Origin of the sequence: Paenibacillus sp. FSL K6-1217 (genome assembly GCF_045040735.1) — a bacterium.
Taxonomy (GTDB): domain Bacteria; phylum Bacillota; class Bacilli; order Paenibacillales; family Paenibacillaceae; genus Paenibacillus_AQ.
In genome coordinates, this window is sequence record NZ_CP150271.1 from 5,641,708 (window position 1) to 5,659,045 (window position 17,338).

Genomic DNA, 17,338 nt, shown 5'->3' on the forward strand with positions numbered 1-17,338 from the left:
GTTCGTCCCTGCTTTCGCCCGGCAAAATAATGATAAGGAGTGATTGACATGACAACTGTTCAAACCGTAGTCACCGCCAAAGATACAGAGGATCGTCTGAGTCCCAAGGAAGGGATTCAGTTCAAGGCGGACAGCGCCGCAGCCAAAGCGGATATCGTGCTGTCCCCGGAGCAGGGGTATCAGACGATCATTGGTTTTGGCGGCGCGTTCACCGAAGCAGCGGCTTACACCCTGTCCCGGATGAGTCCGGCGAAGCGCTCGGAGGTGATCCGGCGGTATTTCGATCCGGTAGACGGGCTGAATTACAGCATGGGCCGTGTGCATATCCATAGCTGCGACTTCGCGCTCGGCAATTATACCTATGTGCAGGATGGGGATACGGAGCTGGCGACCTTCGATATCTCGCGTGACCGCAAGTGGGTTCTGCCGCTGATTCAGGAGGCCATGGAGGTGCGGGGCGGACCGTTCACCATGCTGGCTTCCCCGTGGAGCCCGCCTGCCTGGATGAAGACCAACGGCGAGATGAATAACGGCGGCTCGCTGAAGCCGGAGTATGCGGCAGTGTGGGCGCGGTATTATACCAAATTCATTGAGGCCTACCGCAAGGAGGGCGTTCCGGTCTGGGCCGTTTCTGTGCAGAATGAGCCGGCAGCGGTGCAGACCTGGGACTCCTGCGTGTACAGTGCTGAGGAAGAGCGTGATTTTGTCAAAAACCATCTCGGCCCCGTAATGCACGAAGCCGGAATGGGCGATGTGAACATCGTCATCTGGGATCATAACCGCGACATTATGATCGAGCGCGTGACCCCGATTCTGTCTGACCCGGATGCTGCAAAGTATGTATGGGGGACCGGCATCCACTGGTACGGCGGCGAGGAGTTCGGCAACGTGGAGCAGGTGCATGAGCTTTTCCCGGATAAGCATGTGCTGTTCACCGAAGGCTGCCAGGAGGGCGGCGTGCGTCTGGGAGAATGGTTCACGGGCGAGCGCTACGGCCGCAATATGATCGGTGATCTGAACGCCTGGACGGAAGGCTATCTGGACTGGAATCTGGTGCTGGACGAGACGGGCGGACCGAACCATGTGGGCAATCTTTGCGATGCTCCGGTGATTGCGGATACGGCTACAGACGAGGTGCACTACAACAGCTCTTATTACTATATCGGGCATTTCAGCAAATATATCGCGCCGGGTGCGGTGCGGATCGGCCTGGAATCGGCGGCAGAAGGTGTGCTGTCGGCCGCATTCCGTAATCCGGACGGCAGCCTCGCCGTGGTGCTGATGAACGAAGGCGACGAAGAGTGTTCGCTGACGCTGGGGCTGGGCGCAGAAACCGCCGAATGCACGCTGCCTGCGCACTCGATTGCGACGCATCTGATCACGCAAGCTTAGGTATATGGTGCAAAGTGCAATCACCCGAAAGTCATATAGCAAGAGAAAGCTCAGCCAACAACGTAGTTACTGCGGCCCGGCAGCTGGAGCGGGACCCGTAAGCATTCATTGATATTTTAGGAGGAGTAATTAATGAGCCGTTATACTTTTGATTCAGGTACATTTGTTATCGAGCAGTTCCATGAAGGCAAGCCGTTCGCCAGCTTCCTGCCCGGCCTGGCCGGACTGAAGGGAATCCCGATGTGGACGTTCTATGTGAACCGCGGCCAAGGGATCAGCAGCTTCGGCGTACGGGACAAAAACTCACCGATTATGGAGTTCTCCCCAGCCAATATATCCTACAAGAATGTAACCTCGACCGGCTTCCGCACCTTCATCAAGCTGAAGGGCAATGCGGAGATCTATGAACCGTTCCAGTCGGCCCGCCCGGGCCCTGCAGCCCAGCGGATCATGACCATTCTGCCGAACGGACTGACCATTGAGGAGTCGCATGCCGGACATGGGCTGAAGACCACGGTCCACTACTTCAACCTGCCGGGGGATAATTATGCTGCGCTGGTCCGTCAGGTGGAGATTCAGAATATCGGCGGGACTGAGCTTACGCTTGAGCTGCTGGATGGTCTGCCGGAGGTGCTTCCATTCGGGGTGGCGAACAGCAACTACAAAGAGATGGGGAACCTGCTCCGCAGCTGGATGGATGTATTCAACCTGGAGAACGGGATTCCGTTCTACAAGCTGCGCTCCGGCACGAATGACGATGCCGAGATCGGCAAGATTGAGAGCGGGCATTTCTATCTCTCCTCCACGGCGGAAGGGGAGCTGCTTCGCCCGCTGGTCGATTATGAAGTGATTTTTGGCGGGAATACTTCACTGGCCTATCCCGACCGCTTCGCGGCGCTTCCGCTGGCAGAGCTGCTGGCACAGGCGCAGTATCCGGTTAACAAGGTGCCGTGCGGATTCAGCGGTACTGCGCGGACGCTGGCTCCCGGTGCTTCGCTGAAGCTGAACACGATCATCGGGCATGTGAATGATATTGACCGGATCAATGAACGGGCGGCGGAGCTGTGCCGTGGGGAGTATTTTGCCGCCAAGTCCCTGGAAGCTGCCGCTCTGACCGAGGAGTTAACGGCGGATATCGCCACCCGGACGTCCTCGCCGGTCTTCGATGCGTATTGCCGCCAGTCCTACCTCGACAATTTCCTGCGCGGGGGATATCCGTTTATTTTTGACAATGGGGAAGAGGGATTCGTCGTCCATCTGTACTCCCGCAAGCATGGCGATATGGAACGGGATTACAACTTCTTCTCGCTGGCTCCCGAATATTACTCGCAGGGCAACGGGAATTTCCGCGATATGAACCAGAACCGCCGCAACGACGTCTTTTTCCATCCCAAGGTGGGCAGCTTCAATATCAAAATGTTCTATAGCCTGATCCAGGCGGACGGTTATAATCCGCTCAGTGTGCAGGGCACCAGCTTCGAGATTCTGCCGGAGGCGGGAGAGCGGCTTAAGGCATGGATGACCGGGGCGCTTGCGGAGCAGCATGCGGGACTTACGCAGCTCCTGGCCGGACGCTTCACCGCAGGCAGTCTGATTAACTACATTGCCGATCAGCAGATTACGTTAACGATAAGCGAGCATGAATTCCTCAGCGGGGTGCTTGCCCTGTCACAGCAGAATATTGAGGCCGCCTTCGGCGAGGGGTTCTGGTCCGATCACTGGACGTATAACCTGGATCTGGTGGAAGGCTATCTGGATATTTATCCTGAGCGCCTTGGGGAGCTGCTGTTCGGAGATGAGACGTATGCCTTCTACGACTCTCCGGCCTATGTCCTGCCGCGCAGCGAGAAGTATGTGATCAGCGGCGGCAAGGTGCGGCAATTCGGCGCTCTGCTGGAGGACGAAGAGAAGCTGCATAAGCTCAAACGCAAGGCAGCGGATACCCAGTGGCTGCGGACGCAGGGCGGTCATGGGGAAATCTACCGGACCAGCTTATTTGTGAAAATGCTGTCGCTGGTCCTGAACAAATTCGCCACGCTTGATCCCTACGGTATGGGAGTGGAGATGGAGGCGAACAAGCCGGGCTGGAACGATGCGATGAACGGGCTGCCGGGCCTGATCGGCTCAGGGATGAGCGAGACGCTGGAGCTGAAGCGGATGCTGGTCTTCATGGCGGAAGCGCTGGAGAACAGTGCGGAGCTTCCGTCCGCAGTTGCCCTCCCATCGGAGATCGCGGCGCTGCTGACACAAGTCAGCCAGGCTGTAACGGAAGTGCTGGACGGCTCGCTGGACTCCTTCCTGTACTGGGACCGTGTGGCTTCGGCGCGTGAGGCATACCGCGCGGACATCCGTTTCGGGATTACTGGTGAGACCAGTGATGTCTCCCTTACGGTGATTCGCGGAATGCTGGAGCAGTGGCTGCGCAAGACGGATCAGGGGATCGCGCGTGCGGTGGAGATGGGCGGCGGATTGGTTCCTACCTATTTCCGGTTCGAAGCCACGCGCTTCCGGCCGGTCACGGATGCAGCCGGAGAGCCGGTCATCAGCGGCTATGGACTGCCGAAGGCCGTAGTGGAGGAATTCGAGGCTTCGGCCCTGCCGTATTTCCTGGAAGGCCCAACCCGCTGGCTTAAGACACTGGAAGATCAGCAGACCGCCAAGGAAATCTACAGCAAGGTGAAGCAGAGCGGGCTGTTCGATCCGGTCACTTCGATGTACCGGACTTCGGTATCGCTGGAGGAAGAGGGGCATGAGATCGGCCGCATCCGGGCGTTCACCGCAGGCTGGCAGGAACGGGAATCGAACTTCCTGCACATGTCGTATAAATACTTGCTGGAGCTGCTGAAGGCGGGGCTGTATGAAGAATTCTACAGTGAGCTGAGAACATCGCTGATTCCGTTCCTTGACCCAGAGGTCTATGGACGCAGCACGCTGGAGAATTCCTCGTTCATCTCCACGGGCGGCAATCCTGACCCGGCTACACACGGACGGGGATTTGTAGCCCGGTTGAGCGGCTCCACGGCAGAGTTCCTGAGCATGTGGAGAACGATGATGGCAGGCAGCAGCCTATTCACTATCGTGGATGGCGAGTTAACTCTGGCGCTGCATCCGGCCCTGCCCGGCTGGCTGTTCGACGAGCAGGGAGAGATCTCCTTCACGCTGCTGGGCGGAACACAGGTGACGTACGTGAATCCGCGTCATGCGGACACCTTCGGCGGCAGCAAGGCGCTTATTCAGCAGATGAAGCTGGAATTCCGCAGCGGCGAAGAGCGTAGTGTATCCGGCGGCTTGCTGCGCGGCGCGGATGCCGAGGCCTTACGGCGCGGGGAGATTGCCGCGATCCGTGCGGTGATGGAATAACGTAACTGGCGTAGATAGTGGTGGAGAGGAGGTCCTTGGGGGCCTCCTTTCTGATTGTCTGTTGTGAATAAGGCGAGTAGGCCGAATGTACGTGGGAAACTGATCACATTGGGCGGGCGGAGGGTCTACGGACCAAATGTAATCGAAAAACCGAACACAATCGCAATGTGCTGACGCGGAGGCCTGCATAAGCGCAAATCCTGTCGAACAGTAAATTAGCTTATAATAATGGGTATAGATCTGTTAAACAGGAAAGGAGCATCATTAAGAATGAGTGAGCTGAAAATGGGACTGATTGAGAAATACTCCATGATTGTTCCGGCCGCGCAGCGGGAGGCGTGGGAGTCCAAAGGCTGGATTGAAGAAAGTACATTCAGGGACTTCCACTATGAGGCGGAAGAAGGCGAGGCGATGATGACCGCCAGGCCGCAGACTATGAAAGAGGTGGACACGGACTCGCTGATGGGCAGCCGGGTGGCCGGATTTCACCGCCATTTGGGGACTTACGGGATGGGCGGCCCCGGGTTCTTCGGACTGCTGTTGGAGAAGGAAGGCAGGAGACAGTATCTTGTGTATGCCGTCTGGGCATCGGGCCAATATATTCTGCTGGACGGCAGGGTTATTGAATGTCATCTGAATTACAACCGGAGCCACCGGCCTTGGGTATCCAGCTGGGCCGGGGAGCCTGAGGAAGAACAGTGGGATGAGCTGACAGCAGCGGTAACGGGTAGCCTTATTACCGCTGTCCATCTGGCCGATGAAGCGCTGCAATTGGAGCTGACGCGGGAGGGTGTAAGACGTCAGCTTGTTTTCTACCGGTACCATGAAGATCTGCCGCCGATGGGGAGCGGCCAGCCGCGCAAGCCTGCCTTCGAGGACGGTGTGATCGGTGACTATCTTGTATTGTCGGAGGAACATGCCGTTCTGCATGTGTAACCGGCTCCGGCAGATGATCTAAGGCGCATTCCGCGAAGGAGGCGGAGTGTGCCCGGGGAGGGGGATGCGAAGAGTCCCCCAGCCGAAATATGAGCCCCTAAATACGAAATATGAGGCCTTTTACCGGGAACCTAAAACACATACAATACATACATAGAGATGAAAACGCTTCACAATAAAGATAGGTATTTTGGAGGTCCATACGATGGAGAACAAACGTAATACCAAGCCGGACCCGGCAATGGGGCCGCTAATTCCGGCGTCAATCGAAACCGGTTCAGGTCGCAAAAACGTACTGTGGAGAAAGTTTGTAGCCCAGCGTCATCTGCAGACCATGGCCCTGCTCGGCGTAGTCTGGATGATTATATTCAACTACATCCCGATTTATGGCTTGATTATTTCCTTCAAGGAATATAACATCGTCAAGTCGATTGCCGAAGCCCCGTGGGTAGGGCTGGAGCATTTCAGGGAGCTGTTCGCGGATGAGGATCTGCCGAATGTTATCCGCAATACGCTCGGGATCAGCTTGATTAAGCTGTTCATCGGTTTTCCGCTGCCGATTATATTCGCCCTGTTTCTCAATGAGGTCCGTTCCATCAGGTACAAGAAGGCGATTCAGACGATCTCCTATCTGCCGCATTTCCTGTCCTGGGTAGTGCTTGGCGGGATTCTGGCCACCTGGCTGGCTGATGTAGGGATTATCAATAATATTCTGCTTGCACTCAATCTGATTGACAAGCCGATTACGTATCTGGCTGAGCCCAGTTACTTCTGGACGATTATCATTACTTCCGACATTTGGAAGGAGCTTGGCTGGTCCGCCATTATCTATCTCGCGGCCATCGCCGGCGTATCTCCGGAAATGTACGAAGCGGCAACGATTGACGGAGCGGGACGCTTCCAGAAAATGTGGTTTGTCACACTGCCGGCTATCCGGGCCACGATCAGCATTCTGTTCGTTCTGGCCGTCAGCGGGGTGCTGAATTCCAACTTCGACCAGATTCTGGTCCTGCGGAACTCGCTCAATGACAGTGCTTCTAATGTAATCGACTACTATATCTATCAGACGGGTATTGTCTCCAACCGCTTCTCCTATTCTGCGGCGGTCACCCTGGTCAAAGCGGTTATAGCCCTGATTCTGCTGCTGATTGCCAACCAGGTATCCAAAAAAATCAACGACACGTCGCTGTTCTAGGACAAGGAGGACCTATATATGTTTGCTCTAAAACGTAAAACCAAAGGTGAAGCCATCTTTGATATCGTCAATAATCTGGTTATGCTCTGCGTCTGCTTCCTGACGCTCTATCCGATCTGGTATGTGCTGGTCAATTCCTTCAATGACGGGAACGACGCCATGCTGGGCGGCATCTACTGGTGGCCGCGGATGATCACGCTGAAGAATTTCGAGGCGGTATTCGCAAGCCCGGGCATTATGCTCGCCATGGGGATCACGGTAGCCAAGACACTGATTGGTGTCGTTGTCCATGTATTCTTCACCGCAATGGTGGCGTACGCTTTATCCCGCAGGGATCTGGTAGGCGGCAAAATCTACATCCTGATCGGCACCATTACGCTGTTCTTCAACGGCGGTCTGATTCCGACCTTCCTGCTGAACCGCGATCTTCATCTGCTGGATAACTTCCTGGTCTATATCATCCCGGTGATGTTCAGCTTCTTCGATCTCATTATCTTCATGACCTTCTTCCGGGAGATTCCCGAGGGTCTGGAAGAGGCAGCCCGGATTGACGGGGCCAACGACTGGTCCATCTTCCTGCGGATCGTTCTTCCGGTCTCCATGCCGGTCATTGCTACCATTGCGCTGTTCCACGGCGTGTATCAATGGAATGATTATTTTGCGGGGATTATCTACATCAACAATGTGGACCTGCAGCCGATTCAGACGTATCTGTTCCGTGTAGTCGCCCAGTCCAGCTCCAATACTATGATGGTCGCTGTCCAGGGCAGCGCGGCAACAAGGTCGGTAACGTCCCAGTCCATCAAGCTGGCAACCATGGTTGTCACTACGCTGCCTATCGTATTCGTCTATCCGTTCCTGCAGCGTTATTTCGTCAAAGGCATGATGATCGGTTCCATCAAGGGCTGATGATCTGCATGTTATCAGGTAACTCCTCCAGCGCCCGGGTGTCTTATGGGCAACGGGGTTGAGCTTATAATTATTATTTTCTAGAAAAGGGGTAAACAAATGGGCATGAAACATAAGCCAAAGAAAACGGGACTGCTGCTCGCGGGACTATTGCTGACCTCCTTGGCGGCAGGCTGCTCCAGCAGCAATAACGCAACGGGAAGCAACACACCGGCAAATACGGAAGCTACCAAAGCACCAGCCACAGAAACAACAGCACCTGCAGTGAACGCAGATGAGCCGGGCTGGAAAAGCGATACTTCACCGATCACCTTCGACTGGTATCTGAACTTTGCCTGGTTCGCCAACAAGTGGGGCGTTGACCCGACTTCGCAATATATTACCAAGAAGACCGGCGTTAACGTGAACTTCATCGTTCCTGCCGGCAATGAGAATGAAAAGCTGAATACGCTGATTGCTTCCGGCAAGCTGCCTGACTTTATCACGCTCGGCTACTGGGAAGATGCGATCAAAAAAATGGTGGAAGGCGAGCTGGTGCTTCCGCTGAACAAGCTGGCTGAGGAATATGACCCGTACTTCTTCAAGGTCTCGGATAAAGATAAGCTGGGCTGGTACACACAGCCGGACGGCAATGTATACGGCTATCCTAACTCCTCCTCTTCTCCTGCCGACTACGAAAAGTATGGCGACACTTATGTTTCGAACCAGACCTTCGCGGTCCGCAAGGATATCTATGAAGCGATCGGCAGTCCGGATATGCGCACACCGGAAGGCTTCCTCGGCGCCCTGAAGGCAGCCCAGGAGAAATTCCCTGAAGTGAACGGACAGCCGCTGATTCCGCTCGGCCTGCATGAATTCACCGAGAACGGAAATGATTCCCTTGAAGGCTACATCCAGAACTTCCTGAACATTCCTTGGGAAAAAGACGGCAAGGTCTATGACCGTGAGACGGACCCTGAGTATGTCCGCTGGATGAAGACTCTCCGCCAGGCGAATCAGGACGGCCTGCTTGCGAAGGATATCTTCATTGACAAGCGTGCGCAGATGGAAGAAAAAATCGTACAGGGCCGCTACTTCGCAATGCTCTATCAACGTACAGACTTTGCTTCCCAGCTCGGTACGATTTTCCAGAAGAACCCTGAGCAGGTGTACATTGCTGTAGACGGTCCGGCTAACACCAAGATGGATCAGCCTGCACTGAACGGCCCTGGGATCTCCGGCTGGACCGTAACCCTCATCTCGAAGGATGTTAAGGATAAGGCGCGTGCGATCAAGTTCCTCAGCTATCTGAACAGTGAGGAAGGCAACAAGGATCTTTATCTGGGCGAAAAAGGGGTCAGCTATGATACAATTGACGGCAAGGACCAATTCTTGCCTGAAGCGTTGAAGCTCATGAACTCCGACCGCGGAGCCTTCGATAAGCAATACGGCTCCTCCTTCACCTTCTGGATGCTGCAAAATACGAATATTACCGACCAGTGGAAGCCGGAATCCGTTGAGCCGTTCAAGCAACTGGAAGACTGGACCAAAGGCAAATCGATCAATACTTCGGAGTTCCAGTTAATTGATCCTACGGGCAACTCACCGGAAGGCATTATTGCCACCAAGCTGAAACAGCTTCGCGGCAAGACGATGCCGAAGCTGCTGATGGCCGATTCCGATGCGGAATTCGACAAGATCTGGTCGGATTATATCGCCAAGAAGGAAAAGGAAGGTCAAGCAACCTTCGACGCCTACCGCCAGACGAAATATGAAGAGAACAAGAAAAAACTCGGAATGTAAGTGTTAAAATAAAAGACCCAATGGCCCGCATACTGCGGGCTTTTGGGCTATTTTCAAGAGGTGAGCATGCGCGAGAGAACAGGAGCATTATGGCACTCCTTCCACTACTGGTGGGGGCGGAGGTCACTGCAGAGCCGGCTGATTGCGGCCTATATCTTCATTATTCTGGGACCCAGCCTGCTGGTGTCCTTCTATTCGTATAAGGAAATCAACAACACCTATATGCGGGATTCGATCGAGAAGAACAGCTATCTGCTGCAAATGGAGCGGCTGCATGTACTCAATCAGATTGAGGCGATGGAGCGGGCCCTGCAGATGGCGTATAATGATAAAAGTGTAAGGGATTACCTGATCAGTGAGGATGATCCGACCCTCGGCGAGCTGATTGATTTCAATACGACTACCTTTTTGAATTTCAGCCAGATTCAGTTCAATAATCCGAATATCGAGCATCTGTATCTGTTCTCTGCCAGTCCGAATGTGTATGAGATATGGCCGGTTATTTTCCGTGAATCCCGGGTGTCGATGGAGCCGTGGTTCCAGCAGGCCATGAAGCTGGAAGGAAGGCGGAATCTCTGGTCCTTCCAGAATTCGGACATAGATCTGATGCAGCGCTCCTCGGGGGGAGCCGGGCAAGGCCAGCCGAAGGTATCCGTGTTGCGTGAGATCAGCATTCCGGCAGGGAATCATATCGGGATGGTCCAGGTAGATATGCTGCTGAGTAAGTTCACGCCCAAGACCTATACCTCTGTGCAGGATAACGAATCCCAGATGGTGATTGTGGATGATGCGCTGAATCTGTTCACGCGTACCGATAACTCCTTCCTGACCCTTGATTCCGGGCTGAGCGCAGCGATCAAGGAGCGGCTGGCCGTCTACCGCAAGACCGGGGAATGGGAGATGGATTACAAGGAGAACGGGAATTCGTTCCTGCTGATTCAGGCGCCGGTGGAGCAGATTGATGCCTCCCTGGTTACTGTGGTCTCCATGAAGGGCTTAATGAAGGATATTTCGCGGACCCGTAATTTGATTATCGGGGTGAATATCGGGTTTATCTTCCTGGTTACAGCGATTACTTATGTGCTGAATGCGTTCATTCTGAAGAATCTCCGCCGCCTGACAGAGACGATGAAGAAGGTGCGCCGGGGCGAGCCGTACGGCAGCATCCGGGTCAGCGGGGGCGGCGAGGTCGGGGAGCTGGCGCATCATTTCTCCAAGCTCATGAATACGATCAATACGCTGGTTGCCCAGGCGGTCTATAAGCAGGCGCTATCCAAGGAAGCGGAGCTAAGGACCCTGCATAATCAGATCGATGCCCATTTCCTCTACAATACACTGGAGAATATCAAGATGCTGGCCGAAATTGAGAACCAGCGGACGATCTCGGATGCACTGACCCGGCTGGGCGGGATGATGCGTTATAATTTCAAGTGGACCGGGGAATATGTGAAGCTGAGAGACGAGCTGCGCCACATCGAGAACTATATCGAGGTCATGAATATCAGGTTCGAACACACCATCCAATTGGAGCTCCATATTGACAGCGCTTATCTGGAAGTGGAGGTGCTTAAGATGTCCTTGCAGCCGATTGTAGAGAACAGCGTGAAGCATGCCTGGAATGCAGACGGCGTGGAGTTAACGGACCGGACGATAAGGATTGAGCTTACGGAGGCAGAGGGCGATATCTTCATTGTCCTGCGCGATAACGGGCTGGGGCTGACTCAGGAGCGGCTGATGGAGCTGCATGAGGCGATCTATGCGAAGGAGGAGCCTGGAGCGGATGCTTCCGGGATCAGCAGCGGAGGCTATAAGGCGGGCGGCGTTGGGCTGCGCAATGTGCATCAGCGCCTGCAGCTCTTTTACGGGGAAGCCTATGGACTGGAAGTGCAGAGCGAAGCAGGAAAGTGGACAGCGGTGTATATGTCTCTGCCCAAAGTTCTATTAACGGGGGATAACCAGCGATGACAAATCTGATGATTGTAGATGATGAGAGAATGATCCGTCAAGGTCTGAAGGCGATGATCGAACGGGAATATCCGTCGGTCTACAATATATCGATGGCGGGCAACGGTGCGGAGGCACTGGAGCAGTACAAGCAGGAGCGGCAGGATGTGATTATCACCGATATAAGGATGCCGATCATGGACGGGATTACGCTGCTGGCGCGGCTGTCTGCGGAAGCAGGGGCGGGTGCCGCTCCGGCTGTCATTATACTCAGCGGCCATGATGACTTCGAATATGCCAAAAGCGCGATCCGCTACCGCGTCAAGGATTATCTGCTGAAGCCGATCCGCCGCGAGGAGCTGTTCGAGATTCTGGAGCGGATAGCTAAGGAGGGGGCAGAGCAGGAATCCAGCAGCCACAAGCAGCTGCAGGAAGCAGAGGGTTACCGCCGCGAGCTGCGGGCGGCCCGCCTGCGCAGCCTCCTGATGCAGCAGGAGGGCGAGATATCGGCGGTGCAGGAGGAGGAGCTTGCCGGGCTTGCGCTGCCTTTTACCGTAGGGGTGCTGAGCTATTATCACAGTGACGGTACGCGGATGAAGCCCGGTGAAGTGCAGGGACTGCTGGAGCAGCTTATCGGACCGCTGGAGCACAAATTCACGGAGATCCTGACAGACGGGGAAGGAAAGCTGGTGCTGGTTGGCGGCGGGGAGAGCTTCCTGGAGCTGGCAAGGAAGGCCGAGGCCAAGGAGCTTACACGGCTGCTGCTTGGAATCAGCAGGGAGAGCCGCAGTGCGGAGCAGTTCCGCGCCTGTTATCTGGAAGCCTGCCGGGCGCTGCAATATACCTTCCTGTCGCCGCAGGCCAGCTTCGTGGACTACACGGATATTCAGGCTGGGCGGCTGAGCTTCCCGCTCCCGGAGGAGGAGCTGCGTAAGCTGCTCAATATGCTGGGGACCGGGCGGGAGAAGGAGATCAAGGCGCTGCTTGGCGTTGTTTTTCAGACGGAGCACTTGTTGAGGCTGGATCTGAGTTACCTGGAGAATGTGGGACGGAGTATGAATGAACGTGTGCTGGATGAGGTGTTCCGTACGCATGGCGAAGCTTCGGTGGAGGTGCTGAAGCTCTACCGCCAAGTGGGCAACCTGCACAACTTCCGCCATTTCCACGACTATTACCGTGCGCTTGAGCATCTGCTCCTGAGCGTCAACGATTATATTATAGGCATCAAATCCGCCCACACGGAGCATGCCGATATGGAGGAAGCGCTGGCGTATATCGAGGCGAATTATGCCCGTCCGCTGAATATGGCGATGGTCAGTAATTATGTGTCGCTCAACTACTCTTATTTCAGTGAAGCGTTCAAGGCCTATACCGGGGAGAGTTTCGTGCTGTATCTCAAAAAAGTCCGCATCCGCCACGCCAAAGAGCTGCTGGCCGATAACCGGGTCAAGCTGGCCTCCGTCTCCGAGTCCGTCGGCTTCGAGAACAGCAAGCAGTTCGCCCGGGTATTCAAGGAGCTGGAGGGCATCTCTCCCGGGGAATACAGGGCGAAGCTGCTGATGGGGCGTTATCCCGGCCAGGCCGAGGATAAGGAGTCTTAACGCTGGTGCAGGTGCAAGTGCAGAGCAGGTGCAGGTGTAGGAGCAGGAGCAGGTGCAGGAGCCTGTGAAGGTGCAGGTGCAGGAGCAGGTGCAGGTTCAAGTGCAGGAGCGGGTGCTAGTGCAGGTGTAAGTGCAAGTGCAGGTGCAAGTGCAGGTTCAAGTGCAGGAGCAGGTGCTAGTGCAGGTACAAGTGCAAGTGCAGTAGTAATCACGGGCGCAAGGTGTGGGCAGGGTGGCAAGGCTGCCGGTTCTGGTCTATGATAGGAGAGATGAACGGCTGGGAGGTGACTTACAATGGAGGAAGTACAAGGAACACTGATTACAGTAGACAGGCTTGCCGCCGACTTCAGGCGATTGGGCGTGCAGGAGGGGATGACGCTGCTGCTGCACTCCTCCTTCAAGTCACTCGGGCAGTGGGTGGCCGGCGGACCGGTTGCTGTGATTCTGGCGCTGGAGCAGGTGCTGGGTGAAGCAGGCACGCTGGTGATGCCGACGCAATCCTCGGATCTGACCGATCCGTCAGGCTGGAGCAGACCGCCGGTGCCGGAGGACTGGTGGCAGGGCATCCGGGAGCATATGCCGGCGTACGACCCGGACCTCACGCCGATTCGCGGCATGGGGATTATCCCGGACTGCTTCCGTAAGCAGCGGGGGGTGCGGCGCAGCGGCCATCCGATTGACTCTTTTGCTGCCTGGGGGAAGCACCGGGACGTCATTATTGACGGCCATAGCCTGGAGTATGCGTTCGGGGAGCAGTCACCGCTGGCCCGGATCTATGAGCTGGGAGGAAGCGTGCTGCTGCTCGGTGTAGACCATGGGAACAACACCTCGCTGCATCTGGCGGAGCACTGGGCTGACTATGCCGGGAAGCAGGAGGTTATCGCAGGCGCTCCGATGCTGGTGGACGGTGCCCGGCAATGGGTGGAATTCAGGGATTACAACTGGAATTCGGATGATTTTGCTGAGCTTGGCGCGGACTTTGACAAGGAGACCGGACGGATTGCCAGGGGCTTCATTGCAGCATCGGCAGCACAACTGGTCCCGCAGCGGGAGATAGTCGATTATGGGGTACAGTGGCTGGAGCGCAGCCGCAGGTAGACCCTGCGGGAGACGATGGGCACATGCTTGTGTCATAGCGTTGCCGGGATGATCTAATCTATCGATACATACTTGGGTGAAGGGGAATCGGAATTCATGACTACTACGGTGTATATTACAAGACACGGGCAGACGGAATGGAATGTGCAGAAGCGGATGCAGGGCCATCAGGATTCGCCGCTTACGCCGCTTGGGGTTCAGCAGGCGGAGTGGTTAAGAGAGGCTATGCAGGAGGTCCATCTGGACGCGGTATACGCCAGCTCCAGCCCCCGGGCGCTGCGGACGGCAGAGATTATCCGGGGAGAGCGGGAGATTCCGCTTACCGCCTATGACGAATTCAAAGAGATTAACCTCGGCGTCTGGGAAGGCCGTGAGGCAGGTGAGCTGGAGGAGCAGTACCCGGAGCAGCACCAGCTATTCTGGGGCGACCCGGCGCTGTTCAGCATCAAGGGCGGGGAGACCTTCGCCGCCGTGCAGGAGCGTGCGCTCGGCAAGCTGCGTGAGCTCATCGACCGGCATGAAGGCGGCACGATCCTCATTGCCACCCATACAGTAGTGGTGAAGGTGCTGATGGCTTATTTTGAAGACCGGGCGATGGACAAGCTATGGGATCTGCCCTACATCCACCCTACCTGCCTATGCAGAATTGACATTACAGACGGCGTGCCGGAGATTGTGCTGCACGGGGACACTAGTCATTATGTGACCACCGAGGGCGGGCTGGAGTCCTAAGCATTCCGGGATAGCAGCACAGCAGGTACGGCAGGGTTACAATAAACAGGCGATGCGCATGTTGGCATCGCCTGTTTGGCGTGGGGCTTCGTGCGGCGTGTATCGTGCGAGGGAATCCTGCACGAAATGCAGCACTGCGGCTCGATAGGGGCTGCCTGGGCGGAAATGCTGCATGAAATGCAACACTGCGGCTCGGCAGGAGCGGCGTGTGCGGAAATCCTGCACGAAATGCAACATTGTGGCTCGATAGGGGCGGTGTGTGCGGAAATCCTGCACGAAATGCAACAATCCAGCTCCGGCCAGCGCCGAATCGCCGGAATTCCTGCAAAAGTTGCAACAATGTGCCATAAACAGTAACAAATTTAGTGAAATCCTGCAAAATATGCAACACTGTGGCTCGATAGGGGCGGCGTGTGCGGAAATGCTGCACGAACTGCAACAATCCAGCTCCAGCCTGGGCGGAATCGCCGGAATTCCTGAAAAAGTTGCAACAATTCGCCATAACCAGTAACAAATTTAGTGAAATCCTGCAAAATGTGCAACACTGCGGCTCGTTAGGAGTGGCGCGTGTGGAAATGCTGCATGAATTGCAACAATCCAGCTCCGGCCAGCGCCGAATCGCCGGAATTCCTGAAAAAGTTGCAACAATTCGCCATAATCAGTAACAAATTTAGTGAAATCCTGAAAAATATGCAACATTGTGGCTCGATAGGGGCGGCGTGTGCGGAAATCCTGCATGAATTGCAACAATCCAGCTCCGGCCAGCGTCGAATCGCCAGAATTCCTGCAAAAGTTGCAACAATGTGCCATAAACAGTAACAAATTTAGTGGAATCCTGCAAAATATGCAGCACTGCGGCTCGATAGGGGCGGCGTGTGTAGAAATACTGCATGAATTGCAACAATCCAGCTCCAGCCTGGGCGGAATCGCCGGAATTCCTGCAAAAGTTGCAACAATCCAGCTCTCACCAGCGCAGAATCGTCGGACTTCCTGCAAAATGTGCAACAATGCGCGATAACCACCAGCCGCAAAAGGTAATCCCCGTAGAATCCCATCCGCAGACGCGTTCTCAGCGCGCCGCCCCAAGCCCATAACCCCTAATAAGTGTGTTTAATTTACAAAGAGATGTCGCCTGCCAGCGCAGCGTCCTTCCGCAGCAGGTCCCGCTGCTCGATTACAGACAGATCGCCGTCCAGCGACTTCAGCCCGGGCAGGCGCAGGGCCACTCCGGCGTACAGCGCCGGAAGAAGGCCTGCGGCAAGCAAAAGAACAGGAACGCCATACAGCTCGGCGACCGCACCGGCTGCCAGAGCGCCAATCGGCGACAGGCTCCCGCCAATCAGGAAGCGGACCGAATTCACCCGGCCCTGAAGCTGACCGGGTACGAGCCGCCCGTGCAGGGAGGAGCTTAGGGAACTGAAGAACGGCCCCATCAGTCCGGCGGTGAATACGGCGAACAAGGCGAAGCTATAGCTGGGGATGAAGCCCCACAGCATGGTAACGATGCCCGACAGGCCCAGGCTGCCGAGCATGACGGAACGCCGCTGCTTAATCTCGCCCATGATGGAGATGGCCCCGAGTCCGGCAAGGTAGCCCAGCGCAGAAGCTGTGGACAGCGTGCCCACGGCCGCTGCATCGCGGCGCAGCACCTCGCGGACATACGGGACCATCATCGTCCATATGGCTGTGGAGCTAAGATTGCTGACGGCGGCCATCATCATGATCGTCAGCATGGCGGGGAACCGGCGGTAGAACGAGAAGCCTTCGGCTACCTCCCGCAGATAGCCGGGGACCGAGAAGGCTGCGGGAGGCGGTCCAGCCGGCTTGCCCAGCCGGGGCAGCCACAGCAGCATGGCAATTGCAGCCATATAACAGACGGCGTTGACCCCGAGCGCCGGCAAGGCCCCGCTGGCCGCGGTCAGGATACCGGCTAGCGCCGGGCCAAGCAGCGCGGCAGCGCCCTTGCAACCGTCAATGATGGCGAAGGCGCGCATCAGCTTGCCGGTCCCGGCGATCCCTGGGATGACGGCCATGGCCGTCGGCAGGAACAGCGCGGAGCAGGCACCGCTCAGGCTGGCAGCTGCGAACAGCTGCCAGAGCTGGAGGTGGCCGGCGAGGCCCATGCCGAGCGGAAGCAGGAGCGCCAGCAGGCGCAGCACGGCGAGGCAGGCCATGAACCGCACGCGGGGCAGCCGGTCGGACAGCGGCGAGCCGAGCAGGCGCAGCACCAGCTCGGGAATCATGGAGCTGAGCGCAAGCGCACCCATCGCCACCTTGGAGCCGGTCAGCTCATAGACCAGCCACTCCATGGCCAGCAGTCCAAAGGCATCGCCGAAGGCGCTGAGTGAAACCGTGGATAACAATCCGTAATAGCTCCGTTTCTGCAATC

Annotated in this window: 14 protein-coding genes; 12 read left to right on the forward strand and 2 right to left on the reverse strand. The window is 56.2% G+C overall.

What is annotated here, in order from left to right:
* Nucleotides 1-48 precede the first annotated feature (48 nt).
* The 8 genes from MHH28_RS24960 to MHH28_RS24995 all read left to right on the forward strand — a co-directional run bounded on the left by MHH28_RS24960 (nt 49) and on the right by MHH28_RS24995 (nt 13,119).
* Nucleotides 49-1,392, forward strand: a complete 1,344-nt coding sequence (locus tag MHH28_RS24960) for a glycoside hydrolase family 30 protein (RefSeq protein WP_405106508.1) — start codon at nt 49-51, stop codon at nt 1,390-1,392.
* A 132-nt stretch (nt 1,393-1,524) separates the two neighbouring features.
* Complete coding sequence (locus MHH28_RS24965; protein ID WP_405106510.1) at nt 1,525-4,752, forward strand: cellobiose phosphorylase; 3,228 nt, start codon at nt 1,525-1,527, stop codon at nt 4,750-4,752.
* Between the two features lie 270 nt (nt 4,753-5,022).
* The gene (locus tag MHH28_RS24970) at nt 5,023-5,688 is read left to right on the forward strand and encodes a hypothetical protein (RefSeq protein WP_405106512.1); all 666 of its coding nucleotides are present in this window, start codon (nt 5,023-5,025) and stop codon (nt 5,686-5,688) included.
* Nucleotides 5,689-5,893: 205 nt separating this feature from the next.
* Nucleotides 5,894-6,883, forward strand: coding sequence for an ABC transporter permease (locus tag MHH28_RS24975; protein ID WP_405106514.1), 990 nt, complete (start codon nt 5,894-5,896; stop codon nt 6,881-6,883).
* Between the two features lie 18 nt (nt 6,884-6,901).
* Nucleotides 6,902-7,792, forward strand: coding sequence for a carbohydrate ABC transporter permease (locus MHH28_RS24980; protein ID WP_405106516.1), 891 nt, complete (start codon nt 6,902-6,904; stop codon nt 7,790-7,792).
* Between the two features lie 99 nt (nt 7,793-7,891).
* Entirely contained in the window at nt 7,892-9,574 is a 1,683-nt protein-coding gene (locus MHH28_RS24985; protein WP_405106518.1) for an ABC transporter substrate-binding protein, read from the forward strand.
* A gap of 66 nt (nt 9,575-9,640) precedes the next feature.
* Nucleotides 9,641-11,539 carry a sensor histidine kinase gene (locus MHH28_RS24990; protein ID WP_405106520.1) on the forward strand — a complete coding sequence of 633 codons (1,899 nt, stop codon included), beginning with the start codon at nt 9,641-9,643 and terminating at the stop codon, nt 11,537-11,539.
* A complete protein-coding gene (locus MHH28_RS24995) occupies nt 11,536-13,119 on the forward strand; it encodes a response regulator (RefSeq protein WP_405106522.1) in 1,584 nt (527 codons plus the stop codon). The genes MHH28_RS24990 and MHH28_RS24995 overlap by 4 nt, the downstream gene beginning before the upstream one ends.
* Here the strand turns inward: MHH28_RS24995 and MHH28_RS25000 are convergent.
* Nucleotides 13,116-13,331, reverse strand: a complete 216-nt coding sequence (locus tag MHH28_RS25000; protein WP_405106524.1) for a hypothetical protein — start codon at nt 13,329-13,331, stop codon at nt 13,116-13,118. The genes MHH28_RS24995 and MHH28_RS25000 overlap by 4 nt on opposite strands.
* Nucleotides 13,332-13,413: 82 nt before the next feature.
* Between MHH28_RS25000 and MHH28_RS25005 the strand changes: the two genes are divergently transcribed.
* The 4 genes from MHH28_RS25005 to MHH28_RS25020 all read left to right on the forward strand — a co-directional run bounded on the left by MHH28_RS25005 (nt 13,414) and on the right by MHH28_RS25020 (nt 15,768).
* Entirely contained in the window at nt 13,414-14,217 is an 804-nt protein-coding gene (locus tag MHH28_RS25005; protein WP_405106525.1) for an aminoglycoside N(3)-acetyltransferase, read from the forward strand.
* A 96-nt stretch (nt 14,218-14,313) separates the two neighbouring features.
* On the forward strand, nt 14,314-14,949 hold the full coding sequence (locus tag MHH28_RS25010) for a histidine phosphatase family protein (RefSeq protein WP_405106527.1): 636 nt from the start codon (nt 14,314-14,316) through the stop codon (nt 14,947-14,949).
* Between the two features lie 75 nt (nt 14,950-15,024).
* A complete protein-coding gene (locus tag MHH28_RS25015) occupies nt 15,025-15,306 on the forward strand; it encodes a hypothetical protein (protein ID WP_405106529.1) in 282 nt (93 codons plus the stop codon).
* Between the two features lie 225 nt (nt 15,307-15,531).
* On the forward strand, nt 15,532-15,768 hold the full coding sequence (locus tag MHH28_RS25020; protein WP_405106531.1) for a hypothetical protein: 237 nt from the start codon (nt 15,532-15,534) through the stop codon (nt 15,766-15,768).
* Nucleotides 15,769-16,064: 296 nt separating this feature from the next.
* Here the strand turns inward: MHH28_RS25020 and MHH28_RS25025 are convergent, their stop codons facing one another.
* Nucleotides 16,065-17,336, reverse strand: a complete 1,272-nt coding sequence (locus MHH28_RS25025; protein WP_405106533.1) for an MFS transporter — start codon at nt 17,334-17,336, stop codon at nt 16,065-16,067.
* Between the last annotated feature and the right edge of the window lie 2 nt (nt 17,337-17,338).

What these genes read in the sequence shown, in the direction of transcription:
- MHH28_RS24975 (WP_405106514.1), top strand. Translation starts at nt 5,894, where the DNA reads ATGGAGAACAAACGTAATACCAAGCCGGACCCGGCAATGGGGCCGCTA.
- MHH28_RS24990 (WP_405106520.1), top strand. Translation starts at nt 9,641, where the DNA reads ATGCGCGAGAGAACAGGAGCATTATGGCACTCCTTCCACTACTGGTGG.
- MHH28_RS25005 (WP_405106525.1), top strand. Translation starts at nt 13,414, where the DNA reads ATGGAGGAAGTACAAGGAACACTGATTACAGTAGACAGGCTTGCCGCC.
- MHH28_RS24965 (WP_405106510.1), top strand. Translation starts at nt 1,525, where the DNA reads ATGAGCCGTTATACTTTTGATTCAGGTACATTTGTTATCGAGCAGTTC.
- MHH28_RS24985 (WP_405106518.1), top strand. Translation starts at nt 7,892, where the DNA reads ATGGGCATGAAACATAAGCCAAAGAAAACGGGACTGCTGCTCGCGGGA.
- MHH28_RS24980 (WP_405106516.1), top strand. Translation starts at nt 6,902, where the DNA reads ATGTTTGCTCTAAAACGTAAAACCAAAGGTGAAGCCATCTTTGATATC.
- MHH28_RS24970 (WP_405106512.1), top strand. Translation starts at nt 5,023, where the DNA reads ATGAGTGAGCTGAAAATGGGACTGATTGAGAAATACTCCATGATTGTT.
- MHH28_RS25020 (WP_405106531.1), top strand. Translation starts at nt 15,532, where the DNA reads ATGAATTGCAACAATCCAGCTCCGGCCAGCGCCGAATCGCCGGAATTC.
- MHH28_RS24960 (WP_405106508.1), top strand. Translation starts at nt 49, where the DNA reads ATGACAACTGTTCAAACCGTAGTCACCGCCAAAGATACAGAGGATCGT.
- MHH28_RS25010 (WP_405106527.1), top strand. Translation starts at nt 14,314, where the DNA reads ATGACTACTACGGTGTATATTACAAGACACGGGCAGACGGAATGGAAT.
- MHH28_RS24995 (WP_405106522.1), top strand. Translation starts at nt 11,536, where the DNA reads ATGACAAATCTGATGATTGTAGATGATGAGAGAATGATCCGTCAAGGT.